The following is a 24,100-nucleotide window of genomic DNA, read 5'->3' as shown; positions in this document are numbered from 1 at the left end:
GCAGGAGGTGTCATGGATCCGATCACACTCGCCATCGCCGGGGCCGTCGCCACCGGAGTGGCCACGGGTGCCGGCCAGGGGGTCGGCACCGCGTTGGGCACGCTCCTCGGACGCGTACGCGAACGCTTCCAGGGCCGCGAGGAGCAACTGCAGACGGTCGAGACCGCAGCGACCGCGCTCGACTCCGAGTTCTCCGAAGACCCCACCTTCCACCAGGAATGCCGCGACCTGTGGAGCCAGGCCCAGGGCATGGTCAGCAACTCCTTCTCCGGAATGGCGCGCAACGTGATCCAGACCCGCGACGTCCACGGCGACCTCACCATCAACTGACGATCGCCCGCCCTGCTCTTCGGTGCGACGGAGAGCCGAATCCCCCTTCCAGAGGACCCGGTCGGCCGGAGCCCGGAACGCGAACCAGGACCTGCTGCCCGGCGTCGCGAACTGGTGGCCCCGCGCCGCCCTGCGGGACACGCCGCAGAACACCACCGTCAGGCCCTCGCCGATCAGGTCCAGCACCCGGGCCGATCGTGCACCCGGGTCCGTGCACCCCGCATCCGGACCCGCGGAGCCGGGGGGCCGCGTTGGGGCCCCGGCTCGGTGGGGTCAGGGGGTGAAGACGAGGCGGGTGTTGGGGTCGGGGGTCCAGTGGTGGGTGATCTGGGCCAGGGGGACGGGGTGGGCGCGGACGTCGATCTTGCCCGTGGTCACAGCCGCGGCCAGGTCCGGGAGTTCGGCGAGGAAGTCGCGGGCGGGGACGGAGCCGATGCCGCTGCCGACGATCTGCAGGCGGGCCGAGCGCAGTGCCGCCGACGGGATCGGGGCGTCGTGGCCGGCGATGGATCCGATCTGGATCCAGGTCAGCGGCGCGGTGCGGTCGGCGCGGGCGGTGAGCATCGGGATCATGGCGTGCGCGGCGGGCTCGCCCCACACGTAGTCGATGACCACGTCGACGTCGGCGGCGTGGGCGAGTTCGTCGAAGGTGAGGGTCTCGTCGGCGCCGAGCGCGGTCAGCTCCTTCAGGCGGGTGATGTCGCGGCCCGCGGCGAGGACCTGGGCGGCGCCGAACAGCTTGGCGATCTGGACGGCCATCCGCCCAGCGCCTCCGGTCGCGCCGAGGACGAGGATGCGCTGACCGGCGCGGAAGTCGACGCGCCGGCGCAGCGCGACCCAGGACGACATGGCCGGGTTCATCGCGGCGGCGATCCGCACGGGGTCGGCGCCGTCGGGCAGGACGACGCTGCGGCGGGGGTCGATGAGGGTCCGGTCGGCGAACGTGCCCATGGCCGTGTCGTCCAGGACCACGTAGCGGAGGTCGCCCGCCACGTCGCGGACGACGCCGTCGACGCCGGGGACCAGCGGATACATCCCGTCTGCGGAGTAGTGCGAGCCGTTCGCCTTGGCCTTGGTCAGATGGTGCAGGCCTGCCGCGATAACGTCGACGACCAGCTCGTCGCCGTGGCGCGGCGCGGGGTCGGGGTGTTCGCGGTAGACCGGCGTGGCGTCGGGCGACTCGATGACGGCGGCGTGCATGGCGGCCTCCAGATGTAGTTTGTATTGCTAACCAAAAGAAGACTAGTTGGCAATGCAAACCAAGTCAACGCCCGCACCGGCCCCGCCCGCACTAACATGACGGCATGACCGCCGCCGACGACGCCATGGACGCCCTCGTCCGCACCACGTTCGAGGTGGCGGGCGTGCTGACCCGCGTCGGCGGCGAGCACGACCTGTCGCTCAGCCAGCTGCGGATCCTCGGCATCCTCCGCGACCGCCGCGCCCGCGTCACCGAACTGGCCGCCCACCTCGGCCTGGACAAGTCCACCCTTTCCGGCCTCATCGACCGCGCCCAGCGCCGCGGGCTCCTGGCCCGCGGCAAAAACCCACAAGACGGCCGCGTCGTCGAGGTGTACGCGACCCAGGCCGGCCGCGAGCTCGCCGAGCGTGTGGAGCAAGACATCCGGCGGGCCCTGGCGCCCGCGATCGGCCGCCTGGACCCCGCCCAGCTCCCCCGGCTCACCGGGCTGCTCGACACCGTCCTGGCGCAGAGGCTCACGGACGCGCGCTGAGCGGGCCGGGTCGTCGGCGGGACGGCTCAGGCTCAGGTCGCCAGGCCGTTGCGGTAGGCGTAGACGACCGCCTGCACGCGGTCGCGCAGGTCGAGCTTGGTGAGGATGCGTGACACGTACGTCTTGACGGTCTCCTGGCTGAGCACCAGGGTGGCGGCGATCTCGCTGTTGGACCTGCCGTCGGCGATGAGGCGCAGCACCTCCAGCTCGCGGGGCGTCAGGGCGGAACCTTCTGGTATGTCCTGGGCTGGGCGGATGCGGGACGCGTATCTGCCGACGAGCTTCCGCGTCACGTCCGGATCCAGGAGCGCGGCGCCCGCGGCGACGGTGCGGATGCCGTGCAGGAGCTGGGCGGGCGGGGCGTCCTTGAGCAGGAAGCCGCTCGCGCCCGCGCGCAGCGCCTCGTAGACGTACTCGTCGAGGTTGAACGTCGTCACCACGAGCACCTTGACGGGGCGCTCCACTCCGGCGCCGGCCAGCAGGCGGGTCGCCTCGATGCCGTCGAGCACCGGCATGCGCACGTCCATCACCACGACGTCCGGGAGCAGCCGGCGGGCGAGGTCGACGGCGGTGCGGCCGTCCCCGCACTCCCCCACCGTCTCCAGGTCGGGCTGCGCGCCGATGATCGTGGCGAATCCGGTGCGGATCAGCGCCTGGTCGTCGCAGACCAGCACGCGGACGGGAGCGGTCACGACCGGCCTCCCGCAGGGATGCGGGCCCGCACGGCGAACCCGCCGTCGGCCTGCGGGCCCGCGCTGAACTCGCCGCCCAGGGCGTCGATGCGCTCGCGGAGCCCGGCGAGGCCCCGCCCGCTGCCACGGGGTGAGCCGGCCGCCGAGCCGGAGCCGTCGGTGCCGACGTCCACGCGGATCTCCTTCTCGCCGTAGTGCACCCTGACCTCGGTGCGGCTGCCGTGGGCGTATTTGAGGGCGTTCGTCAAAGATTCCTGCACGACCCTATAGGTGACGAACTCGGCGCTGCCCGCGGATGCGGCAGGACTTCCCTCCTCGGTGAACTCCACGGGCTGCCCGGCCCGTCGCGTCTGCTCCACGAGCGCGCGCAGGTCGCCGACGGACGGCGTCCTCACCGCGGTGTCGTGGCCGGGGTCGAGCAGATCGAGCAGGTGCCTCAGGTCGGCTATGGCCCGCCGGCCTGTGTCGCTGACGGCGCTCAGGGACTCGTCCAGACGGTCGGGCGCGGCGGTCAGATAGCGCGCCGCCTCGGCCTGGACGACCATCGCCGTCACATGGTGGGTCACGACGTCGTGCAGTTCGCGGGCGATGCGGGTCCGTTCGGCGACGCGGGTGGCCTCGGCGATGTGGCGCCGGCGTTCGGCCTCGACGGCCCGGGTGGAGCGCAGCCAGCAGCAGCGCGAACGGCGCGTCCCGGACCGTGACGGAACTGCGCCGCCAAAGATCCGGGACTTCACGCAGGTCGATCACCGGGCGGACCCGGCGACCGCGTCCGCCCGGGCGCCGCGCCGGAACGGGACCAGGTTGCCGCGGCGGTGGGCCAGCCACAGGAACACGACGGTCAGCAGCAGGCCGAACAGGACCGCGTAGGGACTCGCCTCCGGCCCGAACGCGCCGCCGGTGAGCAGCTCCGAGCCCGAGGTCTCGGCATTCAGCAGGCCCTTGGTGGCGCCGTTGCCGGAGACCTCGGTGCTGAAGATGCCGGCCGCGGCGAAGTTCCAACCGAAGTGCAGGCCGATCGGCACCCACAGGGTGCGCGTGGCGGCGTAGGCGGCGGCGAGCATGCCGCCCGCCTCGATCGCGATCGCGATCGCGCCCCACAGGCCGGCGTGCTCGTTCGCCAGATGCGACAGGCCGAACAGAACAGCGGTCAGCGCCAGCGCCGACCAGGTGCCGACGCGCTCCTCGATGATCCGGAACAGGATGCCGCGGAAGATCAGCTCCTCGGTCACCGCGGCGGCGGCCATGAAGCCGAACAGGCCCGCCGCGCCCATCAGCGAGCCCAGGCCGTCGACCCGGTAGCCGCCGATGAACGCGATGTTCACGATGACGGCCCCGAACATGCCGACCCCGATCAGCACGCCGAGACCCGTGGCGCGAACCGCGCCCTGCGCGGCCACCTCCACCGGCTCCCGCCGCTCCGACCACCGCACCACGCGGGCGTACACGACGACGGCGAGCACCGCCGTCACGAGGCCGAGGAGCAGGGTGAGCAGGGCGCTTCCCTGCACCGCGCCCACGATCGCGCTTCCGACGAACGCGACCAGCACGACGGGCACGAGCTGTTTCAACAACCGCATGACGACTTCCTTCGCGGGGGGTTCGTGACGGCGCATCACCGCCACGGCCAGAACACTAGGCATTCACCCGCCGGAAAACGTCACCGCACGGTGGACGCTCTCGGGTAGCTCGCACGGGGGACTTCGTGCTCTGTCGCCGTGGCCGAGTTGCACTTCGGGAGGGCCGCAGAGGGGCTGCATCTCGCGCAGCGCGCGGTCAGCCAGCAGGTGCGGGAGCTGGGCCTGCCGCTGTCCGACCGGACGTCGCGGCGGGTGCGGCCGACCCCGGAGGGCGTGCGGTTCCCGGCCGAGGCGCGCGGGGTGTTCGGCGAATTAGCATGGGACGCACGCCGACGAGGTCCGGCGGCCGTGTCCTGTCCTTCGGCCGGCGGGAGACGTCGGCGATTCCCCCGCGCCGCCCGGTCGGCGGCGGAAAGGATCGTGGTCGTGGTCGAGTCGTGGGAGTTCGCCGACGAGCCCGGAGAGGTGTCGGCTGAGACGGTGGTCGGGCTGCTTCGGGAGAGGATCGCCGCAGGACGGCTCCACTCCTGTCTGAACGGTGAGCCCGGACGGATCCTGATCGTCGTGTCCAACGGGCGGAGAGCCCAGGTGGTGTTCTCCGATCTGCTCGACGATCCGGACGGGCACGCGATCGATCCCGGAGCCGAGGGCGTCAGCGGCGGCTACCCCCGGTCCAACGGGCGACCCGAGGAGATCCCCGACGCGCACACCGTTCCCCTGGAAGAGGCGCTGCGCATCGTCCGCCATTTCGTGGCCCACAGCGCCCCTCCCCCTGACGCCGCATGGCACGAAGAGGAGCCCTCCGGCCCGACCGCCCTGACCGGCTTCTGAATCGCGGCCACGCCGACATGCGGTGTCCGCCCGGTGCCGAACCGGCGGACTCGGCGTGCGACCAGCGGCGGCGCGGCGAGGTCGGGGTCCGAGGCTGCGGAACTCGCCTGGGCCGATGTGACCGCCGGGGCTCCGGCTGCCCCTCATCGTCGGAAGGCCGCCAAGGGGTGGTTCATTGCCATGTGCTGGTCCTTGGGGGACGGGATCGGGGGAAGGCAGCGGGGAGGAGCAACGAGCAGCAGGGAGTGGCCGTGGAGAGCATGCCGTCGCTGGAGGACCGGACGGACTTCGAGGACGCCGACCGGGGGTTCGTCGGCACGGTGGCGCAGGAGCGCATCGAGGACGGGTCCGGGCGGGTGGTGTGGGACTTCGCGGCTTCGGCGTTCCTCGACGGGCCGTGCCCGGACAGCGCGCACCCGAGCCTGTGGCGGCAGTCGCAGCTGACGGCCAAGCACGGCCTGTACCAGGTGGCGGCCGGGATCTACCAGGTCCGCGGGTTCGACCTGTCGAACGTCACGTTCATCGAGGGCGGGCGCGGGGTGATCGTGGTGGACCCGCTGCTGTCGGTGGAGACCGCGGCGGCGGCGCTGGAGCTGTACCGCGAGCACCGCGGCGACCGGCCGGTGACGGCGGTCATCTACACCCATTCGCACGCCGACCACTTCGGCGGGGTGCGCGGCGTCATCGATGGGGGCGGGGACGTCCCGGTCCTCGCCCCGGCCGGCTTCCTGGAGCACGCCGTCGCCGAGAACGTGTACGCGGGCACGGCGATGAACCGCAGGGCGATCTACATGTACGGCGCGGAACTCGGACGGGGCCCCGAAGGACAGCTCAGCGCGGGCCTGGGCGTGACGACGTCGACCGGGACGGTCTCCCTCATCGAGCCGACCCTGTCGATCGCCGAGACGGGGCACGAGGAGACCGTCGACGGGGTGCGGATCGTCTTCCAGCTCACCCCGGGCACCGAGGCGCCGGCCGAGATGAACTTCTACCTGCCCGAGCACAGGGCGCTGTGCATGGCGGAGAACGCCACCCACAACCTCCACAACATCCTCACGCTGCGCGGCGCGCCGGTCCGCGACCCGCGCGCGTGGGCGCGCTACCTGACCGAGGCGATCGGCATGTTCGCGGCCCGCTCGGACGTGCTGTTCGCCTCCCACCACTGGCCGACCTGGGGGACCGAGGAGCTGTCCCGGTTCCTGTCGCAGCAGCGCGACCTGTACGCCTTCCTGCACGACCAGACCCTGCGCCTGCTCAACCAGGGCCTGACCGGCCCTGAGATCGCCGAGGCGATCGAACTGCCGCCCGCTCTCGCCGGGGCCTGGCACGCGCGCGGCTACTACGGCTCGGTGTCCCACAACGTCAAGGCCATCTACCAGCGGTACATGGGCTGGTTCGACGGCAACCCCGCCCACCTGTGGGAGCTGCCGCCCGAGGAGTCGGCGCGCAGGCACGTGGCGTTCATGGGCGGTCGCGAGTCGATCCTGCCCAAGGCGCAGGCGTCCATCGAGGCGGGCGACCTGCGCTGGGCCGCCCAGGTTCTCAACTACCTCGTCTTCGCCGACCTCGGAGACCCCGAGGTGCGCGGGATGCTCGCCGACGTCTACACCCGGCTCGGCCACGGCAGCGAGAACGGCACCTGGCGGAACTTCTACCTCCAGGGCGCGGCCGAGCTGCGCGGGCACAAGGCGGCGGCCTCCCTCGACAGCGCGAGCCCGGACGTCATGGCCGCCCTCAGCGTCGAGCAGCTCTTCGACTCCCTGGCGATCCGCGTCAACGGTCCGCGCGCCTGGCACACCCGCCTCACCATCGACTGGGTCCTCACCGACCTCAAAGAAGAGGTCCGCCTGACCCTCGCGAACGGCGTCCTCACCCAGAGCGCCCACCACGCGGGAGCCGCGACCGACCTGACGCTGACGATGACCAAGCCGCAACTCCTGGACGTCATCGCGACGGGCCGCCTCGAAGGCGTCCACGCCGACGGCGACCGAAGCGTCTTCACCACCCTCCTCGGTCTCCTCGACGAGCCCGACCGCGACTTCGCCATCGTCACGCCCTGACCACCGCCCCGTGATCTCCGCGACGTCGTCTCCGCGACGCGGGGTGCCCGGCCGTCTCCGTCCGGCGGGGGCGGATCAAGGGCCGGCTCCGCCCGCGAGCCCCGGGCGCTCGCGGGCCCTTTCCGCGCGGCCGCCTCCGTCAGCGGCGGCGGGACGCGCGGATGAGGAGGAGGGCCGAGGTGAGGACGGCGGCCGACGTGACGCCGTGGATGCCGAGAGCGGCGGCCGTCGAACCGCGGTGGGCGAGGATCGTCAGCATGTCGCCGGCGGGGATCGTCGCGAACGCCAGCATCACCCAGCCGAGCGCCTCGCGCCTGCCCGCGGCGAGCAGCGCGAAGACGGTGAGGCCCGTGGCGAGGTCGCGCACGCCCTTGATGTTCAGCCACGCGGCGGCGTCGCCGGTCGGCCAGGCCGGGAGGCCGAAGCCCGGCGCGGTGCCCGCCGGGTCGAGGAGGTAGGAGAGCCCGACGTAGGTGATGCCGACGCCGGTGAGGGCGGCGAGGGCGGTGCCGGTGCGGGATGTGCGGACGTCCTCGCGGAGCCGCCGCATCACACCCGCGTAGTGACGTGCCCCGTAGAACCGCCACACAGCGCGCGCCGGAGCGGGCAGTCCGGCGAGGAACTCCGCGCGCTCCTGCGGGGTGGCGTCCTCCAGGACGATGCCGAGGAGCTTCAGGATCTTGGTCTTGGGGGTGTGCTGGACGAAGTGCTCTCCCTGGGCGTTCCACTCGGCCTCGGTGAGGTGCCGCTCGGCGAGCGGGAGCAGGTTCGCCTCCTCATCGTCCAGGTGCTCGACCAGGACGGCGCGGTGTTCGGTGAGCGCAGCGGTCAGGGCGTCGCGGGCCGCGGCGTCCGCGGAACGCGCCCACGGCCCGGCGAGGCCGCGCAGCCGCTCGATGGTGGCGGCGACCTTCTCGTGCTGGGCCTCCATCCGCAGGACGATGTCGGCGTCCAGGTCCACCCGGGACAGCAGCGTCGGCCAGATCAGCTCGTCCTCGCCGTGGTGGTGGTTGTGCAGGCCGACCAGGTAGTCCGCGAGGTGCGCGGCGAGCACTCGGGCGCGGCGGACGTCACCGGGCCGGGTCGCGCCGACCAGTTCGACGAGCAGACGCGACTCGCGGCGGAGGCCGCGGTGGATGACGACCATGGAGTGGGTGAAGGAGAGGGTGGCGGGGACCGTGTCGGTGTTCATGTCCCCAAGGCTGCGCGGGACGTCTTGGAACCGGCATGGAACGTGACTTGGAAGCCGAACCGGATATTACGATCAATGCGAAATGCTACGGATTCGGGTTTTCGGGGCGTTCGAGGCCGAGGTATCGGGCGCGCGCGTGGCGCTGGGCGGGCCGCGGCAGCGAGCCGTCCTCGCGCTGCTGGTCGCCGCGCGCGGCCAGGTCGTGTCGGTGGATCGCCTGGTCGAGGATCTGTGGCGGGGCGAACCCCCCGCCCAGGCCGTCACCTCCCTCCAGGCCTACATCTCCAACCTGCGCAGGCTGCTGGAGCCGGACCGCCCGCCGCGCGCCCCCGCGCGCGTGCTCGTCTCCGCGGCGCCCGGCTACGCGCTCCGTCTCCCGGACGCTGCCGTGGACGCGTGGCGGTTCGACGTCCTCGCCCGCGATCCCGAGCGGCGCTCCGAGGCGCTGGCGCTGTGGCGCGGTCCGGCGTTCGCGGAGTTCGCCGACGAGCCGTGGGCGCAGGCCGAGATCGGCCGCCTCGACGCGATGCGCCTCGCCACCCGCGAACAGCACGTCGCCGACCTGCTGCGCGCGGGCGACGCCGCGGGAGCCGTGCCCGAGGCCGAGCTCCTCACCGGTGCCGATCCGCTCCGCGAGGAGGGCTGGCGGCTGCTGGCCCTGGCGCTGTGGAACGCGGGCCGCCAGGCCGACGCCCTCGCCGCGCTGCGCCGGGCCCGCGCCACGCTCGCCGACGAACTCGGGCTCGATCCCGGCCCCGCGCTGGCGGCCCTGGAAGGGGCTATCCTCCAGCAGCGCACCGGCCTTCCCGAACCCGTCGCCGCGCCGACTCCCCCGCCCGTCCCCGACCGCGACCTGTTCCTCGGCCGCGACACCGAACTTTCCGCGCTGACCGGGCTCGCGGGCCGGGGCGGCCTGCGCGTCGCGCTCGTCACCGGCGAGGCGGGACTGGGCAAGACCGCCCTGCTGACCCGGCTCGCCGACGTCCTGCACCAGCACGGCTGGGCCGTCGTGACCGGCCGCTGCCCGGAGAGCGAGGGCGCTCCCCCGGCCTGGGCCTGGACCGAGGCGTTGACCTCGCTGTCCGGGCAGGTCCCGGCCCCCGCGGAGGTCGCGCCGCTGCTGCGGGACGCCACCGCGGTGGCTTCCCGCGACACCACGGCGGGCCGGTTCCGGCTCCACCGCGCCGTCTGGACCTGGCTGAACGACGCGGCCCGGCGACGGCCCCTCGCCGTCATGCTCGACGACCTGCACTGGGCGGACACCGAGACCCTCGCGCTGCTCGCCGCGCTCTCCGGCGACGCGCCCCTGCTCGTCGTCGCCGCCTACCGGGCCGACGAGATCGGCGCGCGCCTCACCGGCACGCTCGCCGTCCTCGCCCGCCGCTCCCCGCTCCGCCTCGCCCTGCGCGGGCTGCCCGAGCAGGCGGTCGCCCGGATCGTCACCGCCGAGTGCGGTGACGTGGACGCCGCCACGGTCTCGGCACTCGCCGAACGCACCGGGGGCAACCCCTTCTACGTCCGGGAGAGCGCGCGCCTGCTCAGCAGCGAGGGCGCGCTCGTGGCGACTTCGGAGGTCCCCGAGGGCGTCCGCGACGTCCTGCGCCGCCGCCTCGCACGCCTGCCCGAGGCCGCCGCGGCGGTGCTGCGCCTCGCCGCCGTCGCGGGCCGCGAGATCGACGTGGACACGCTCGTGCTCGCGGCCGACGCCGACGAGGAAGGGGTGCTCGACGCGCTCGACGCCGGGTTCGTCGCGGGGCTGCTCGCCGAACGGTCCCCGGGCCGGGTCAGGTTCGCGCACGCGCTCGTCCAGAGCGCCATGGTCGCCGACCTCAGCGCGCCGCGGCGCACCCGGATGCACGCGAGGCTGGGCGCGGCCCTGGAACGCCTCGCCCCCGACGACGTGCCCGCGCTGGCGTACCACTTCCACCGCGCCGCCTCCGCCGCGACCGCCGCCAAGGCCGTCGCGTACTGCGTCCGGGCCGCCGGACTGGCCGAGACCCGCTACGCCCACGAGACCGCGGTGGAACTGCTCGCCCAGGCCCTCGTGTCGTTCGAACGCCTGCCGAACCGCGACGACGCCGAGCGCGTCGACCTGCTGGGCCGCCTGCTGCGCGCCCAGGCGCGCGCGGGCGCGATCCAGGACGCCCGCGCCACCCGGCAGCGCGCCGTCGATCTCGCCGAGCGGGCGCGGCGCGACGACCTCCTGATCGCGGCCTTCACCGCGTGGACCGAGCCCGCCCCTTGGCAGGTGCGCCCCTACGGCGTCGTCGACGACCGCCTCGTCGCCCTGCTGTCCCGCCTCCTGGCGCGCGCCGATCTCGCCCCGGACGTACGGTGCCGGCTCCTCGACGCCTGCGCCGCCGAGCTGTCGGGCACCGGCGATCCGCGCGGCAGGGCCGCGGCCCAGGAGGCCGTCGGCATCGCCCGGAGCCTGGGCGATCCGAAGCTGCGCGTGCTGACCCTCCTCACGCTCGGCCGCGAGCACGACCACCGCGAGACCGACGACCAGGTGCGGCACGCCCGCGAGCTGCGCGCCCTCGGCGCCGAACACGACATGCCCGAGGCGCTGTGGGCGGGCACGTACAACCTCGCGGGGGCGTTCGTGCGGCTGGGCCGTCCCGCCGAGGTGCGCGCCCTGGTCGCGGAGGCCGCAGAACTGGCCCGCCGATACCGGATGCCCGAGGCGTCCGCCGTCTGCGAGACCGCGCGGGCCGCCCTCGCCGCCGCCGAAGGGCGCTTCGACGACGCCGAACGGCACTACGCGGCGGCGACCGGCGCGATGGCCGAGCAGGGGTCGCTGCACGCCGACGGGTTCGCCCTGCTCGCCCGCGCCGCCCTCGCCGCGGGGCGCGGACGCCTCGCCGACTTCGCCGAGGCCGACCCTGTTCCCGCCGGGCTGGCCCCCCTGGTCGGCGACGTCCTCGCCGCCTCGCACGCCGCGGCGGGCCGCCTCGACGAGGCCCGCCGCCTGCACGCGTCCGCCGCCCCGATCCAGCCGGACTTCTACTTCACGATGTTCTGCACCTTCCGCGCGATGACGGTCCTCGCGCTGGGCGACGCCGCAGAGGCCGCGGACCTGTACGAGGCGCTTCTCCCGCATCAGGACGGCCCTCCCGCCGGTCTGGAGAGCCTCTCCCTCGCCCTGGCGCCGCCCGCCGACACCCTCGCCTCGCTGGCCCGGCTCCTCGGCAGGGACCCCACCGGCCACCTCCAGCGCGCCGCCGAGATCACCGCCCTCTGGAGCACACCTCACGGAGAATGACTCACACTGAGCTCACCTCACAGAGGATCACTCACACTGAGGTCTCTTACTGAGTGATGACTCACACTGAGGTCACCTCACAGTCCTGTTCCGCGTCGCCGGGCCAGGCCCTGCCCGCACTGGCGAGCCGGATCAGGGGGCGGTGCCGGCGTTCACGCAGCAGGGCGCGGATCTCGGCGACGCCCGCCGGGGCGAGCCCGTGACGGGCTCGTCGAGGACACGGAACGCGGGCTCGCGCGGCGGGAGGCGGGCTCGGTCTTGATGTCCGAGCCGGGGAAGCCGTCGGTCAGGCTTCGGTCTGGAGGCGGAGTCCCGCCAGCGTCAGGTCAAGCGCGGCGAGGAACTGCTCCCGGTCGTCGTGCCCGGCGAACTCGTCGGCGATCTCGTGCACGAACGGGTACTCCGCGGGGTCGAGCGCACGCCATGTCTCGGCGAAACGCCCCAGGTACTCCTCGCGGTTCACGCTGCCGTCGAGCAGTTCCCGGGGCACCTCCGCGCCCAGGTCGGCGGCGGTGCCGACGACGACGCCCACGACCGCCGAAACCGCGTGGAACCGCTGCCGCGGCGTGAGGTCGAGGCGGAGCACCTGCTGTCCGAACTTCTCGTACAGCCGCAGCGAGTGCTCCTGGACCTCGGTGTTGCGCATGAAGTAGGCCGCCAGCCATGGCCGGTCCACGATCGTGTCGAACAGGGTGACGGCCATCATGCGCAGGTCGGCGATCGGGTCGTCGCTGCCCGTCTGGCCCTCGATGGCGGTCAGCACCTCGCCGACCACATGGTCGGCGGCGCGGTCGAGCAGCTCCTCCTTGCTCGCGACGTACCAGTAGATGCTGCCGACGCCGGTGCCCAGCCGGCCGGCCAGGGCCCGGAACGTCAGGGCCGAGGCGCCCGCCTCGTCGAGCAGGCCCACGGCCGCGGCGAGGACGGCCTCCATGGAGTGCGAGGCACGCTGCCGCTCTCGGGACGGACCATCGACGGAGCGTGTTCGCGGGCGTGCCATGTGCTCCATTCAATCACAGCTTGCGCATCATCGAACGTTGTTCTATGTTATCGAACGTCGTTCGATAGTCGACGACGCCCGAGAGGAGCCCCCATGACCGCCGTTGCCGCACCCGCCACCTCCCGCACCTATCCATCCCTACGCGCCGCGTGGATCCCCCTGGCCGCGCTCTGCCTGGCCTTCTTCGTCGAGATGGTCGACAACACGCTGCTCTCGATCGCGCTGCCCACGATCGGCCGCGACCTCGGCAGCGGCACGACCGCCCTGCAATGGGTCACCGGGGCGTACTCCCTCACCTTCGGGGGACTGCTGCTCACCGCCGGATCGATGGCCGACCGCCTCGGACGCCGCCGCGTGCTGCTGATCGGCCTCGCCGTGTTCGGCCTGCTGAGCCTGTGCGTCGTCGCCGTCACCACCGCAGGGGAGCTCATCGCCCTGAGGGCCGGGCTCGGCATCGCCGCCGCGGCGATGGCGCCCATCACCAACGCGCTGGTCTTCCGGCTCTTCGACGACCAGGCGCTGCGCATGCGCGCGATGACCTTGATGATCGTCGTCGGCATGTCCGGATTCGTCCTCGGCCCGCTGCTCGGCGGCACCGCCCTGGCCCACGTGCGGTGGGAGTGGCTCCTGATCGTCAACGCCCCGATCGCGCTGATCGCGGCCATCGGCGTCCGGCTCGGCGTCGCGGCCGACCGGCCGGAGGACCTGACCGACGACAGGCTCGACCTGCCGGGCGCCGTACTGAGCGTCGCCGCCATCGGCCTGTCCTGCTACGCGCTGACCAGCGGCGTCGAGCACGGCTGGCTCTCCGGGATCACGCTCGCGTCGGTCCTCGGCGCGGTGGCCGCGGCCGTCGCGTTCGTGCGGCACGAGCGCCGCAGCGCGTCGCCCATGCTCGACCTGCGCCTCTTCTCCCGCGGCACCGTCCGCGGCGCCGCCATCGCGCAGGTCGGGACGTCCATCGCGATGGCGGGCGTGATGTTCGGGCTGATCCTCCACTTCCAGTACGCCTACGGCTGGAGCCCCGTGCGGGCCGGGCTGGCGAACCTGCCGATCATCATGACCATGATCGCCGCGACCCCGCTGTCGGAGTGGCTCGCGAAGGCGTTCGGCCACCGCGTCGCCTGCCTGATCGGCGCGGCCTGCCTGGCCGGCTCGCTGGCCGGCCTCGCCTGGGGCGTCGACCACGGGTACCCCGCCATCGCGGTCTCCATGGTCGTGCTGACCATCGGGCTGCGCACCGTGATGACGATCTGCGCGATCGCCCTCGTCGAGGCGATGCCGGCCAACCGCACCTCGATCGGCACGGCGCTCAACGACACCGCCCAGGAGGTGGGGAGCAGCATCGGCACCGCGGTGATCGGCACCATGATCGCCGCGCTGGTCACCACGCGGCTGCCCGCCGGCGCCTGGAGCGGCGATCTCGTGGCGTCGTTCTTCCACGGCGAGCGGATCACCTACGCCGTCCTCGCGGTGATCGTCGGTCTGATCGCGGCAGGGGGCGCGCTCACCCTCACCGACTCCCGCTCGACCGAAGAGCGGGCCTGAGGCGCCGTGCGGACTCGCCGGATCGCCCGCCGCGATCTGTCCTAGGGTGATCCCTCTTACCGGAAGAGGAGTGAGCGCCGTGCGGCTGACCGATCTGGACCTGACCGAGGAGCAGGCCGCCGAACTCGGCGAAGCGCTGCGCGGGCGACTTCCCGAGGTCACCGCAGAAGCGGTCCGCGAGATCGAGACGCAGATCCCCACGCTGGTCCGGCCGCACGATCCCCGGTACGGCGCCTTCCTCGGCCAGGCGGTGCACTGGGGGATCGGGCGGTTCATCGAGCTCCTGGCCGGCGGCGACGCCCGTCTCGAGGAACTGCACGACTTCTACCGCGACCTCGGCGAACTCCTCGCCGAGGAGGGCGTCGCCCAGGACGACTGGCAGGCCACGTTCAGGATCAGCACCGGCGTGGCGATCAACCGGATGACCGAGGCGGTCGGCACGTATCCGGGCGTCACCCCGACCGCGATCGCCCGGGTCGCCCAGGACGTCCTGTACTACCTGGAGCGGATCACCAGCGCCATGAACGAGGGCTATGCCGGCGCCGGGGTCGGCGACACCCTGCACCACCGGCGCAAGCTCCTCGACCTGCTCATCAGCGACGGGCCCCGCCCCGAGGACGTCCACCAGGCCGCCGCGGAGGCCGGCTGGCCCGTCCCCAGGACGATCGCCGCGGTGGCGCTGCGACGCCGCACCGACGTCGTCAAGCTCCGGCCCGCCCTCCCCGCGGACGCGCTCCCCGGCCTCCATCTCCCGGACCCCTGCCTCGTCATTCCCGACCCCGCCGGGCCCGGCCGCCGCCTCGCGCTCGCCACCGAACTGCGCGACTGGACCGCGACGGTCGGCCCGACGGTCGGCATCACCCAGGCCGCCCGGTCCCTGCGCTGGGCCCGCCGCGCCCTCGACCTCTCCGCCGAGGGCCTTCTCGACGGCGACCGGCTCGTCCATACCGACGACCACACGCTGCCCCTCGTGCTCCTGCACGGCGGCGAGATGATGGAGCATCTCGTCGACACCCTGCTGGCCCCCGTCGGCTCCCTGCGCGACTCCACCCGCGAAGCGCTCCTGGAAACCCTGCTGCGCTGCCTGCAGTGCGGATTCAACGCCTCCGACGTCGCCGCCCGCCTGAACCTGCACCCCCAGAGCATCCGCTACCGCATCCGCCAGCTCGAGGAGGTCTTCGGCCCCGCCATCCGGGACCCCGAGCGCAACCTCGAATACCAGGCCGCGCTCACCTACTGGCTCCGGACCCGCCCGCACACCCGCCCGCAAGACCCGCCCCGAAGCGACCCCGAAGCCTGAGCGATCTCGAAGGCTGAGGCGCCGAACGGAAGGCACATCACACCCACCGGACGCGGCGGCGACCCTTGAGGTTGGTAGTTTGTTGCGCGGAACGCGTTTCCGACGTCACTGACAGTGAGTCCAATTGATGCGTCGGCCGTGGGCACGACCTCTGCGGCCGGCAGACCTTCCCCCTGTCTTCCGGGAGAGATATGGAGACGCCCCCGCTCCCCACGTCCGGCGCCGCAGCGGACGCCGACGCGGAGTCGCTGCTGGAGCAGGCGTACGCCGACGCCGCGGAGCTGGTCGACGAGGACGAGGGGAACTGCGCACGCATCCTCGACAGCGCCTACGAGCAGTTCTGCCGGCTGGGCGTCCAGAAGTCGACCATGGACGACGTGGCGCGGCGGGCCGGTGTCTCACGGATCACCGTCTACCGGCGCTTCTCCACCAAGGACGCCCTGGTCGAACAGGTGGTGCGCCGCGAGTTCCGGCGCTACTTCGAGGAGTTCCGGGAAGAGATGGCCCAGGCCGAGACGGTGACCGACCGGGTGGTCCTCGGCTTCGTCAGCACGCTGCGCGCCTCCCGGAGCAACCCGCTGATCGGCGGACTGCTCGCCCCCGAACCCGATCTGGTCGCCGCCTCCCCGATCGAGAACGAAAGGCAGGCGCTCACCCTCGTGCGCCGGTTCCTCGCCGGCCTGCTCCGCCACGAGCAGCACGCCGGCAACGTGGCCGCCGAAGTCGACGTCGACCTCGTCGCCGAACTGATGGTCCGGATCTCCTCCTCCTTCCTGACCATCCCCACCGACCTCCCCCACCTCGAAGACGACGACCACCTAGCCGACCTGGCCCGCCGCTACCTCGCCCCCATGCTCCACCCCCCGCCCCCGCTTCCCTGCGAGCCGGAGCGGTGAGCGACCGGCGTGGCCGTCCGAGACCGACGGCCGCCCGCCCCCGCTCGGGTGACGGAGGCTTCCGCCTCCCCACCGGGCATCGCGGGGCTGGTGGCCGCCCTCGGCAGTTGGGAGGCCGGAGACGTCAGGAGTCCGCGGGGGTGATCGGGAAGTTCGCTCGGAAGACGTTGGCGGGGTCGTAGGCGCGCTTGAGGTGGCGGAGCCGGGCGAGGCCCGCGTCGCCGAAGGCGTCGCGCAGGCGTTCGGGGCGAGTGTCGGTGTCGAAGGACAGGTAGAGGCCGTCGGTGTGCGGGGCGACCTCGGCGTCCCACAGGGCGTTCAGAGGGGACTGAAAGGCCGCCATGGCGGTGAGCGCGAAGTTCTGGTGGCGGTGGGGATACGCGGTGGCGTCGCCGGCCAGGTCGTGCGCGGCGCCGCCGGTGGCGCGGATCTGAAGGAAGTAGGGCGTTCCGGAGTGCGCCGTCCTCGCGAAGGCGCCGCTGACGTCCGCGTCGAGATGGGTGACGAGGCCGGAGCGGACCGCGGGATCGCCGCCGCCCGTGTGGTGCTTTTCCTCGGGCCGCACCAGGGCGGCGTAGGGCAGGAGGTGGCCCTGGTGGTCGAGCAGCGGGCCCGCCTCGGCGAGCCGTTCCAGTTCCTTCACCGCGGCCGAGGTGTCGTCGCCGGCGTACACCGTCATGAGCTGAGCGACGGGAGTGCGGCCGCGGCGGGCCGGGGAGAGGATGAGGAAGCTCGTCAGCTCGCGCGGCGCGGCCTCCACGGCGGCTCCCCAGCGCTGGAGGAGTCCGGAGGTGTCGCGCGCGTCGAGGGTCATCTGGGAGAAGACGATGTCGCCGAGCTCCATCGCCTCGATCTCGACCCACGTCACGACGCCCAGGTTGCCTCCGGCGCCGCGCAGGCCCCAGAACAGGTCGGGGTTCTCCTGCGCGGAGGCGCGCAGGACGCGTCCGTCGGCGGTCACCACCTCGGCGGCGACGACGTGGTCGATGGTCAGCCCGAACCTGCGTCCGAGGAAGCCGATCCCGCCGGTGGTGGCGAGCCCGCCCACGCCGACGCCGCCGTAGTCGCCCGAGCTGATCGCCCATCCGTGCGGCGCCAGTGCCGCGGCGACCTCGCCCCAGGTCGCGCCCGCGCCGAGCCGCACCCGCCGGGTTCTCGGATCGATGATCTCGACGGCGTTGAGCGCGCCGACGTCGAGCACGAGGCCGCCGTCGTTGGTGGAGCGGCCACTGATGCCGTGGCCGCCCGAGCGCACCGCCAGCGGCACGTCCTGGGTGAGCGCGTAGCCGAGGGCGTCGACCACCTGGCCCGCCGTCCGCGGGCGCAGGACCAGGCCCGGTGACCCTGACCTCAGGTAGTTGTGCCGCACCGACCCGTAGGCGCGGTCGCCCGGCTCGACGGCGTCGGCCGCGAGGTCCGCGGGCACCTTCGCGTAGTCGATGCCCGGACGGCGCAGCGCGATCGCGGCCGACCCGCGCCGCGACGCGGCAGGCGCCGTCCCCGCCTTGTCCCGCTCCCGTGCCACGCTCGCGCGCACCGCGGGGGCGATCTCCGCGCCGAAGGCCTGGAGCGCCGCCGGGTCGTCGGACGCGAGGATGAAGGTGCCGATGCCGTCCTCCAGGGCGAGGGCGGTCAGTTCCTCCGCCCACTGCGCGACGGGCCCGCGCAGGAGGCCCTGGGAGGAAGGGCCGATCTCGCCGGTGACGTTCAGGAGCCGCCGCACCTCCGACGGATCGCGTCCGGCCTCGGCGGCGGCCTCGTCGATGACGCCGTTTCCGCGCTTCAGGTCGCCGTCCTTCAGATACGACAGGCTGGGCAGCCATCCGTCGGCCTTGCGGGCGACCAGGCGCAGCATGCGCGGGCCGTAGGCGCCCAGCCAGATGGGGATGTCGTGCGCGGGCGCAGGGCCCCGCTTGGCCCCGTCGACCCTGTGGTGCGCGCCGTCGACGCGCAGGATGCCGCGCTCCCCCGCGTCCCACACGCCGCGGATGATCTCCAGGCCCTCCTCCAAGGCGGTGACCGACTCGCCCGGGGTGAGGCGCGGGACGCCCATGGCCTCGATCGCGTCCCAGAAGCCGCCGGCGCCGATACCCAGGGCGAACCTGCCCTGCGACAGCAGGTCGAGGGACGCGGCGGCGCGGGCGAGCACCGCAGGCGGGCGGAGCGGCAGGTTGAGGACGTTGCCGGAGACCGTGATCCGCTCGGTCTGCGCGGCGACCCAGGACAGGAGAGTCCAGGTGTCCAGGAATCCCGGCTGGTAGGGGTGGTCCTGGAAGGTCACGAGGTCGAGGCCCGCCGCCTCGGCGGCCTGCGCGAGCCGGACCGGGCTCTGCGGATCGCGGTTCTGCGGGGTGAGGAACGCGCCGAACTCGAGGTCATGGCCGTAGTCCGGCATCACGAACCCCCTTCTTCTCTCCGAGAGATAATCTGTGGAGCAGACTATATCTTCGACAACACATCGGCGCCGCAGCGTATTTCCGGCTACGCTGGGTGCGTGACGATCCGGGAACGCCCAGAACCACAGGCGCCGCCGCGCGAGCCGTCCATGCTGGGCTGGACGCTCACCGTCCTGCTGCGCGAATGGCGCGCACGGGTCGAGGAGATCGCGCGCGACCTCCCGCAAGGGGTCCGCGGCTACCAGGTACTCTCCGCCGCCACCCACGGGACGCCGCCCACCCAGGCCGCCCTCGCCGCCCGCCTCGGCATCGACCGCACCGTCATGACCTACCTGCTCGACGCGTTCGAGGGCTGCGACCTCCTGCGCCGCGAACCCGACCCGAACGACCGGCGGGCCCGCCGCGTCGTGCCCACCGACCACGGCCGCAGGATCCTCGCCGACCTCGACGAGCAGGTCTCCCGCACCGAGGAGGACCTCCTGCGCGACCTCGCTCCCGAGGAGCGAACCCTGCTGCTCACCCTGCTGGAACGCGCCGCCTCCGCCACCTCGCCCGAATCCGACCGCTGCACCGAGGTCCTCGACCCACCCGGCCCGCGATCCTGACGCGCGCCCCGAACACCGGATTTCGGCCTACTCCGGCACACCAAGTGCTCAGGATGGAGGTAAAGGTACGAAGTGGGAGAGGTCGGGAGTCCCTCGATGGAGAACCCAGGCGACGAAACCGTCGAGAATGAGCCTGCCGAGCCGCTCGATCTGACCGGTGCCCAGATGGGCGGGCTGCGGCTGTCCGGATTCCGGTTGGACGGCGCACGGATGCGTCGGGCGGTGCTGAGGTCCACCGATCTGTCCCACGCCGAACTCGCCGGAGCGGAACTCGTCGGAGCCACGCTGTACGGGACGTTCCTGGAAGGCGCGGAGCTCCGCGGCGCGGATCTGAGCGGAGCGAACGCCGAAGGCGCCATGGCGTCGGAAGCCGACCTGTCGGGCGCCGTCCTGTACGGGGCCTACCTGCGCTGGATTCAACTGTGCGACGCCGACCTGACCGGCGCCGACCTCCGCGACGCCGACCTCACCCGTGCCGACCTCACCGGCGCGATCCTGCGGCATGCCCGCCTCGAAGGCGCGACGCTCACCGACGCCCGCCTGACCCGCACCGACCTCCGCGGCACGGGCCTCCGCCCCGAACAGATACGAGCCGCGACCCCGCACTTCGAAGGCGTGCTCCTCGACCCCGTCCAGGACCGCTAGAAGCCTTGCGTGTTCAGGCTTTCACGCCGTGGCACCCGGGGATGAAGCGGCTCGCGTGCTCCGCCGCCGCCGACGGACCGACGGTCACGCCACTCGCCCCGGCACCATGGACGTGACCGTCGTCCCGATGCTCGTCGCGTGCCGGGCCTCGGGCCGCTACGCGATCTGCCCGTACTCGGTGCCGCCTCCCATCACGTAGCCGACGCACACGCTGGTCGGGGACGCGCCGGGACCCGCGCGGAGGACTCCTCCGGATCCGGTCCGAGGAGCGCGTGCGCGATGGGGTCGGCGTGGGGGAACGCACTGCACGCAACCCTCCGGGACGTCGTCGAGCACCGCGGTGGCCCGGCCCCGTCCCAGGCGCGTACCGGGAATGTCGGTGGGGTTCCGTACGCTGGCCGGAGGCGCGGGTGATGGGAGTGATGACGTGGAACCGGACTTCTTCGAGCAGGTGGGAGAGGTCGTTCGGGGTGCCGTGCCCCGGGTCCTCGGGCCGCTCCGGCTCGTCGTGCACCGCAACGGCGTCAAGGCGTGGATCGGTGATCCCGTTCCGGCCAAGGAGCACTACGAGGCCCAGCTGATCAGGGCCGACCTGGTCGAGGAGGCTCGGGGGCACGCGCTGGAGATCGGCTTCCACACCGAGCATCCCAAGGCCGCGGACAACGAAGCGGTCCTGCGCAGGCTGCTCGACCAGGAAGCCCTCTGGCGTCCTGCCCTCGGCGACGAGCCGGTCGCCGGCCCCTTCATCGGCCCACCCGCCTGGCGCCGGATCTCCGAACTGTGGCTCGACCCGGAACCGGACACCGACCTCGCCTTCGAGGCCGGCCTACGCCTGGCCGCCTACATCGAACACCTCGAACCCCACCGACACTGACCGACGCCGCCACCGCCGGGATCACCACGTCGCCCACGGCGTCGGCCGAACCTCGCAAAAGCCGGATCTTGAGTCCCGTATCCCGCTCACGAGACCACCACCGATCGCGATCCATGCAGACTTGGAGACACGTGATGTGTCGCGTCTCGGCATCACCGTGGGGGCTTTGCGGGTGTTCGGCGGGGGGTGGGTGAGGTCGCGTTGAGGATGGAGACGAGGCGGTCCAGGGTGTTGAGGGTCAGACGGCCGGCGGATGCGGTGACGAGGCCGCGGAGGGGCATTTGGGCGAGGACGGCTTCGACCATGGCCTTGGTGGCCTCGTCGTCGATCGGGACCTGTTTGCGGACGGCGGCGAGCAGCGTGGAGCGGAGGCGTCGGCCCAGCCAGGTCTGGGCGAGGTCCTCGATGGTGGAGTCGGTGGTGTAGGGCAGGAGCGGGCGAGGGGCGGGGACGGGGCGGCCGAGGAGCGCGGCCATCTCCTCGTCCGTGGCGACGGGGCCTGCGGGGGCGGGTACGGGGGTGAGGATGTCGTCGGACTCGATCCGCACGGTGACCGTCGCCCGGATGTCGCGCGAGGACGCGCCGACGCGGAGGTCGAAGTCGCCCGCTTCCACGAGCCAGGATCGGCTCGCGACGTCGTAGACGGCGAAGGATCGGCGGTCCAGGCGAAGGGTAACCTCACGCGTCTCTCCCGGCGCGAGCCGCACCTGTGCGAAGGCCTTGAGTTCCTGCTCGGGCCGGTGGACCGCGGAGTCCGCGTCGTGCACATAGAGCTGCACGACCTCCGTGCCGGTCCGCTCCCCCGTGTTGGTGACCGGCACGGTGAGGACGAGATCCGTGCCATGGCCGGTGACGTGCGGTGTGCCGTAGGTGAACGAGGTGTAGGTCAGCCCGTGGCCGAAGGCGAAGCGGGGCGTGACGTCCCAGGTGTCGTAGAAGCGGTAGCCGACGAAGGACGTCTCGCGGTACAGGGCCTGGGTGGGGGCCGTGGTCGGGAACGCGGCGGAGGCGGCCAGTTCGGAGGCCCGCACCGGGAAGCTCTCGGCCAGCCTTCCGCCCGGTTCGGCGTCCCCGAGCAGGACGTCGGCGATCGCCGCTCCGGCGGCCTGCCCGCCCAGGTATGCCTCGATGAGGGCCGCGGGCTCGTCGGCCCACGGCAGTTCGAACGGCGCCCCGTTGACGAGCACGACGACCGTGCGGGAGTTGGCGGCGACGACGTCGCGCACGAGGGCGTTCAGATCGGCGGGAAGGGCGAGGTCCGTGCGGTCCACGCCTTCGGCCTCCAGCCCGGCGGGCACGCCCAGCACCAAGACGACCGCATCAGCGGACGAGGCCTCCGCCACGGCCGTCTGCCGCAGCTCCGCAGGGGATTCCCCGGTGACCGGGTCGTATCCGGGTGCGTACGTCAGCCCCGGGATCCGGTCGCGCAGCGCGTCGAGAACGGTCTCGGTGCGCCAGGCGTTGACGCGCGAGCTGCCCACGCCCTGGTAGCGGGGGTGCTCCGCGGCGGCTCCGATCAGCGCGACGCGGCAGGACGCGGCGAGCGGGAGCAGGCCGTCGTTCGTCAGCAGGACGGTGCCGGCCGCCGCCGCGCGCCGGGACAGCGCGTGGTGGGCGTCCCGGTCGACGACGGCGGGCCCCGCCTCGGCCCGCGCCCGCTCCGCGCGCAGGGAGAGCGCGACGACCCGAGCCGCCGCCCGGTCCACCTCGTCCTGGGAGAGCGCCCCTGACGCGACGGCCCGCAGCACCCGGGCGTCCCAGGCGTCGCTGCCGCCGGGCATCTCCAGGTCGAGCCCGGCCCGGACCCCGGCGACGCGGTCGAACACCGCCATCCAGTCGGACACGACGAGTCCGTCGAAGCCCCACTCCCCGCGCAGGATCTCGTCGAGCAGGGACACCGATTCGCCGGTGTGCTCGCCGCCCAGCAGGTTGTAGGACGTCATGACCGTCCAAGGCCTCCCCTCGCGCACGGCGATCTCGAATCCGGCGAGGTAGACCTCCCGCAGGGTGCGCTCGTCGATCACCGAGTCCAGGCGCATGCGCGAGGTCTCCTGGCTGTTGCCGGCGAAGTGCTTCACCGACGCGCCGACGCCCTCGGCCTGCACGCCGCGCACCAGCGCCGCGGCGGCCTTCCCGGCGAGGAACGGGTCCTCAGAGAGGTACTCGAAGGTGCGCCCGCCGCCCGGGTGGCGCTTGATGTTCAGCCCGGGACCGAGCAGGACGCCCACCCCTTCGGCGCGTGCCTCGCGTCCCATCGCCGCGCCGACCTCTTCCAGCAGCGCCTCGTCCCAGGTCGAGCCGAGCGCGGCACCGGCGGGAAAGCAGGTGGCGGGCACGGTCTCGCCGATGCCCACGTGGTCGGCGTCGGAGACCTGCTTGCCCACCCCGTTGGGCCCGTTGGCGAGCAGGAGCGCGGGCGCGCCGGGCGCCTCCTCGGTGGACCACATGCTCGCGCCCGACAGCAGCCTCACCCGCGCGGCGGGATCGAGCGCCTGGACGATCCGGCGCGCCCGTGCCTCGACGGACTCCGGAATCTTGCCGTTCTCGTGGTTCATGGTCCTTTTCCGTGTTCAGCGGTGAGTGGGGAGAGGTCCGGCGAAGAGGAGCACGGCGTCACCGCACCGCCTTGATCGGCCAGACCGCGAACGCGCCGAGCAGGCTGAGCGCGATCCCGACGGGGAACAGGCCGGCGTGGCCGAACGCGAGGACGATCGCGCCGGCGACGCCGGGGGCGAGCGTCTGCGGCAGGGTGGCGGCGATGTTGACCACGCCGAGGTCCTTGGCGAACGACTTCGCCGACGGCAGGACCTCGCTCATCAGCGCCGTGTCGACGGCCTGGAACATGCCGAAGCCGAAGCCGCACAGGAACATCATCAGCGTCCAGGCCGTCACGTCGGGCCAGACCCAGGGCAGCAGCAGGGCGAGCCCGGTGACCGTCGCGGAGCCGAAGACGAACGGCTTGCGCCGCCCGGCGCGGTCCGACAGCGGCCCGGAGATCGCGGTGGCGATGAGGATGCCGGCGAGGCTGACCGCGCCGAGCATCGGGATCATCGCTTCGGGCTCGTCGACGCGGAAGTAGTCGGTCAGCAGGAAGAGGCTCTGTCTCACTCCCTGGGGAGCGGTCACGGAACGTGCTTCTGAGCTTCCTTGGCTTCC

Annotated in this window: 19 protein-coding genes and 1 pseudogene; 11 read left to right on the top strand and 9 right to left on the bottom strand. The window is 72.9% G+C overall.

Annotation, left to right across the window (positions count from 1 at the left end; all coding sequences use genetic code 11):
• Positions 1-12: 12 nt before the first annotated feature.
• Positions 13-330 (top strand): hypothetical protein, encoded by a 318-nt coding sequence (locus tag ACYVOM_RS32765; protein WP_460307440.1) that lies wholly within the window; start codon positions 13-15, stop codon positions 328-330.
• Positions 331-603: 273 nt separating this feature from the next.
• Here the strand turns inward: ACYVOM_RS32765 and ACYVOM_RS32760 are convergent, their stop codons facing one another.
• Positions 604-1,530: a hypothetical protein gene (locus ACYVOM_RS32760; protein ID WP_460307439.1), complete on the bottom strand. Its 927-nt coding sequence runs from the start codon at positions 1,528-1,530 to the stop codon at positions 604-606.
• A gap of 104 nt (positions 1,531-1,634) precedes the next feature.
• On the opposite strand from ACYVOM_RS32760, the gene ACYVOM_RS32755 reads away from it, so the two are divergent.
• Positions 1,635-2,063, top strand: a complete 429-nt coding sequence (locus tag ACYVOM_RS32755) for a MarR family winged helix-turn-helix transcriptional regulator (RefSeq protein WP_460307438.1) — start codon at positions 1,635-1,637, stop codon at positions 2,061-2,063.
• Positions 2,064-2,095: 32 nt separating this feature from the next.
• On the opposite strand, the gene ACYVOM_RS32750 is transcribed toward ACYVOM_RS32755, so the two are convergent.
• The 3 genes and pseudogenes from ACYVOM_RS32750 to ACYVOM_RS32740 all read right to left on the bottom strand — a co-directional run bounded on the left by ACYVOM_RS32750 (position 2,096) and on the right by ACYVOM_RS32740 (position 4,335).
• Positions 2,096-2,755 (bottom strand): response regulator, encoded by a 660-nt coding sequence (locus ACYVOM_RS32750; RefSeq protein ID WP_460307437.1) that lies wholly within the window; start codon positions 2,753-2,755, stop codon positions 2,096-2,098.
• Positions 2,752-3,426 (bottom strand): annotated as a pseudogene (locus tag ACYVOM_RS32745) (sensor histidine kinase); the annotation flags it as partial. The gene ACYVOM_RS32750 and the pseudogene ACYVOM_RS32745, both read right to left, overlap by 4 nt.
• A 75-nt stretch (positions 3,427-3,501) precedes the next feature.
• Positions 3,502-4,335, bottom strand: coding sequence for a lysostaphin resistance A-like protein (locus ACYVOM_RS32740; protein ID WP_460307436.1), 834 nt, complete (start codon positions 4,333-4,335; stop codon positions 3,502-3,504).
• Between the two features lie 138 nt (positions 4,336-4,473).
• On the opposite strand from ACYVOM_RS32740, the gene ACYVOM_RS32735 reads away from it, so the two are divergent.
• Both ACYVOM_RS32735 and ACYVOM_RS32730 read left to right on the top strand, forming a co-directional pair.
• Entirely contained in the window at positions 4,474-5,166 is a 693-nt protein-coding gene (locus ACYVOM_RS32735; protein ID WP_460307435.1) for a helix-turn-helix domain-containing protein, read from the top strand.
• A 260-nt stretch (positions 5,167-5,426) separates the two neighbouring features.
• Complete coding sequence (locus ACYVOM_RS32730; RefSeq protein ID WP_460307566.1) at positions 5,427-7,226, top strand: alkyl/aryl-sulfatase; 1,800 nt, start codon at positions 5,427-5,429, stop codon at positions 7,224-7,226.
• A gap of 139 nt (positions 7,227-7,365) precedes the next feature.
• On the opposite strand, the gene ACYVOM_RS32725 is transcribed toward ACYVOM_RS32730, so the two are convergent.
• Entirely contained in the window at positions 7,366-8,418 is a 1,053-nt protein-coding gene (locus tag ACYVOM_RS32725) for a DUF4267 domain-containing protein (RefSeq protein ID WP_460307434.1), read from the bottom strand.
• Between the two features lie 82 nt (positions 8,419-8,500).
• On the opposite strand from ACYVOM_RS32725, the gene ACYVOM_RS32720 reads away from it, so the two are divergent.
• The gene (locus ACYVOM_RS32720) at positions 8,501-11,680 is read left to right on the top strand and encodes a BTAD domain-containing putative transcriptional regulator (RefSeq protein ID WP_460307433.1); all 3,180 of its coding nucleotides are present in this window, start codon (positions 8,501-8,503) and stop codon (positions 11,678-11,680) included.
• 286 nt (positions 11,681-11,966) lie between these two features.
• On the opposite strand, the gene ACYVOM_RS32715 is transcribed toward ACYVOM_RS32720, so the two are convergent.
• Positions 11,967-12,614, bottom strand: coding sequence for a TetR/AcrR family transcriptional regulator (locus ACYVOM_RS32715; RefSeq protein ID WP_460307432.1), 648 nt, complete (start codon positions 12,612-12,614; stop codon positions 11,967-11,969).
• A gap of 159 nt (positions 12,615-12,773) precedes the next feature.
• Here ACYVOM_RS32715 and ACYVOM_RS32710 point away from each other — a divergent pair, with 159 nt between their 5' ends.
• The 3 genes from ACYVOM_RS32710 to ACYVOM_RS32700 all read left to right on the top strand — a co-directional run bounded on the left by ACYVOM_RS32710 (position 12,774) and on the right by ACYVOM_RS32700 (position 16,424).
• Positions 12,774-14,228 (top strand): MFS transporter, encoded by a 1,455-nt coding sequence (locus ACYVOM_RS32710; RefSeq protein ID WP_460307431.1) that lies wholly within the window; start codon positions 12,774-12,776, stop codon positions 14,226-14,228.
• Between the two features lie 79 nt (positions 14,229-14,307).
• Positions 14,308-15,528: a PucR family transcriptional regulator gene (locus ACYVOM_RS32705; protein WP_460307430.1), complete on the top strand. Its 1,221-nt coding sequence runs from the start codon at positions 14,308-14,310 to the stop codon at positions 15,526-15,528.
• A gap of 191 nt (positions 15,529-15,719) precedes the next feature.
• Positions 15,720-16,424, top strand: coding sequence for a TetR/AcrR family transcriptional regulator (locus ACYVOM_RS32700; protein WP_460307429.1), 705 nt, complete (start codon positions 15,720-15,722; stop codon positions 16,422-16,424).
• Between the two features lie 124 nt (positions 16,425-16,548).
• On the opposite strand, the gene ACYVOM_RS32695 is transcribed toward ACYVOM_RS32700, so the two are convergent.
• Positions 16,549-18,819: an LLM class flavin-dependent oxidoreductase gene (locus ACYVOM_RS32695; protein WP_460307565.1), complete on the bottom strand. Its 2,271-nt coding sequence runs from the start codon at positions 18,817-18,819 to the stop codon at positions 16,549-16,551.
• Between the two features lie 99 nt (positions 18,820-18,918).
• On the opposite strand from ACYVOM_RS32695, the gene ACYVOM_RS32690 reads away from it, so the two are divergent.
• The 3 genes from ACYVOM_RS32690 (at position 18,919) to ACYVOM_RS32680 (ending at position 20,944) form a co-directional block, all read left to right on the top strand.
• Positions 18,919-19,425 (top strand): MarR family winged helix-turn-helix transcriptional regulator, encoded by a 507-nt coding sequence (locus ACYVOM_RS32690; RefSeq protein WP_460307428.1) that lies wholly within the window; start codon positions 18,919-18,921, stop codon positions 19,423-19,425.
• A gap of 96 nt (positions 19,426-19,521) precedes the next feature.
• Complete coding sequence (locus ACYVOM_RS32685) at positions 19,522-20,070, top strand: pentapeptide repeat-containing protein (protein WP_460307427.1); 549 nt, start codon at positions 19,522-19,524, stop codon at positions 20,068-20,070.
• 427 nt (positions 20,071-20,497) lie between these two features.
• Positions 20,498-20,944: a hypothetical protein gene (locus ACYVOM_RS32680; RefSeq protein WP_460307426.1), complete on the top strand. Its 447-nt coding sequence runs from the start codon at positions 20,498-20,500 to the stop codon at positions 20,942-20,944.
• A gap of 152 nt (positions 20,945-21,096) precedes the next feature.
• On the opposite strand, the gene ACYVOM_RS32675 is transcribed toward ACYVOM_RS32680, so the two are convergent.
• A complete protein-coding gene (locus ACYVOM_RS32675; protein ID WP_460307425.1) occupies positions 21,097-23,499 on the bottom strand; it encodes a glycoside hydrolase family 3 C-terminal domain-containing protein in 2,403 nt (800 codons plus the stop codon).
• A gap of 58 nt (positions 23,500-23,557) precedes the next feature.
• Positions 23,558-24,070, bottom strand: a complete 513-nt coding sequence (locus ACYVOM_RS32670; protein WP_460307424.1) for an MFS transporter — start codon at positions 24,068-24,070, stop codon at positions 23,558-23,560.
• Between the last annotated feature and the right edge of the window lie 30 nt (positions 24,071-24,100).

This window comes from Actinocorallia aurea (assembly GCF_054783995.1).
Note: the sequence above shows the minus strand (reverse complement) of the source record. Positions and strands in the feature narration are given on the sequence as shown.

Bases quoted from the DNA above. Each gene is read 5' to 3' on its own strand.
- ACYVOM_RS32765 (WP_460307440.1), top strand. From the start codon at position 13: ATGGATCCGATCACACTCGCCATCGCCGGGGCCGTCGCCACCGGAGTG.
- ACYVOM_RS32760 (WP_460307439.1), bottom strand. From the start codon at position 1,530: ATGCACGCCGCCGTCATCGAGTCGCCCGACGCCACGCCGGTCTACCGC.
- ACYVOM_RS32755 (WP_460307438.1), top strand. From the start codon at position 1,635: ATGACCGCCGCCGACGACGCCATGGACGCCCTCGTCCGCACCACGTTC.
- ACYVOM_RS32740 (WP_460307436.1), bottom strand. From the start codon at position 4,335: ATGCGGTTGTTGAAACAGCTCGTGCCCGTCGTGCTGGTCGCGTTCGTC.
- ACYVOM_RS32730 (WP_460307566.1), top strand. From the start codon at position 5,427: ATGCCGTCGCTGGAGGACCGGACGGACTTCGAGGACGCCGACCGGGGG.
- ACYVOM_RS32725 (WP_460307434.1), bottom strand. From the start codon at position 8,418: ATGAACACCGACACGGTCCCCGCCACCCTCTCCTTCACCCACTCCATG.
- ACYVOM_RS32720 (WP_460307433.1), top strand. From the start codon at position 8,501: ATGCTACGGATTCGGGTTTTCGGGGCGTTCGAGGCCGAGGTATCGGGC.
- ACYVOM_RS32715 (WP_460307432.1), bottom strand. From the start codon at position 12,614: ATGGAGGCCGTCCTCGCCGCGGCCGTGGGCCTGCTCGACGAGGCGGGC.
- ACYVOM_RS32710 (WP_460307431.1), top strand. From the start codon at position 12,774: ATGACCGCCGTTGCCGCACCCGCCACCTCCCGCACCTATCCATCCCTA.
- ACYVOM_RS32700 (WP_460307429.1), top strand. From the start codon at position 15,720: ATGGAGACGCCCCCGCTCCCCACGTCCGGCGCCGCAGCGGACGCCGAC.
- ACYVOM_RS32695 (WP_460307565.1), bottom strand. From the start codon at position 18,819: ATGCCGGACTACGGCCATGACCTCGAGTTCGGCGCGTTCCTCACCCCG.
- ACYVOM_RS32685 (WP_460307427.1), top strand. From the start codon at position 19,522: ATGGAGAACCCAGGCGACGAAACCGTCGAGAATGAGCCTGCCGAGCCG.
- ACYVOM_RS32675 (WP_460307425.1), bottom strand. From the start codon at position 23,499: ATGAACCACGAGAACGGCAAGATTCCGGAGTCCGTCGAGGCACGGGCG.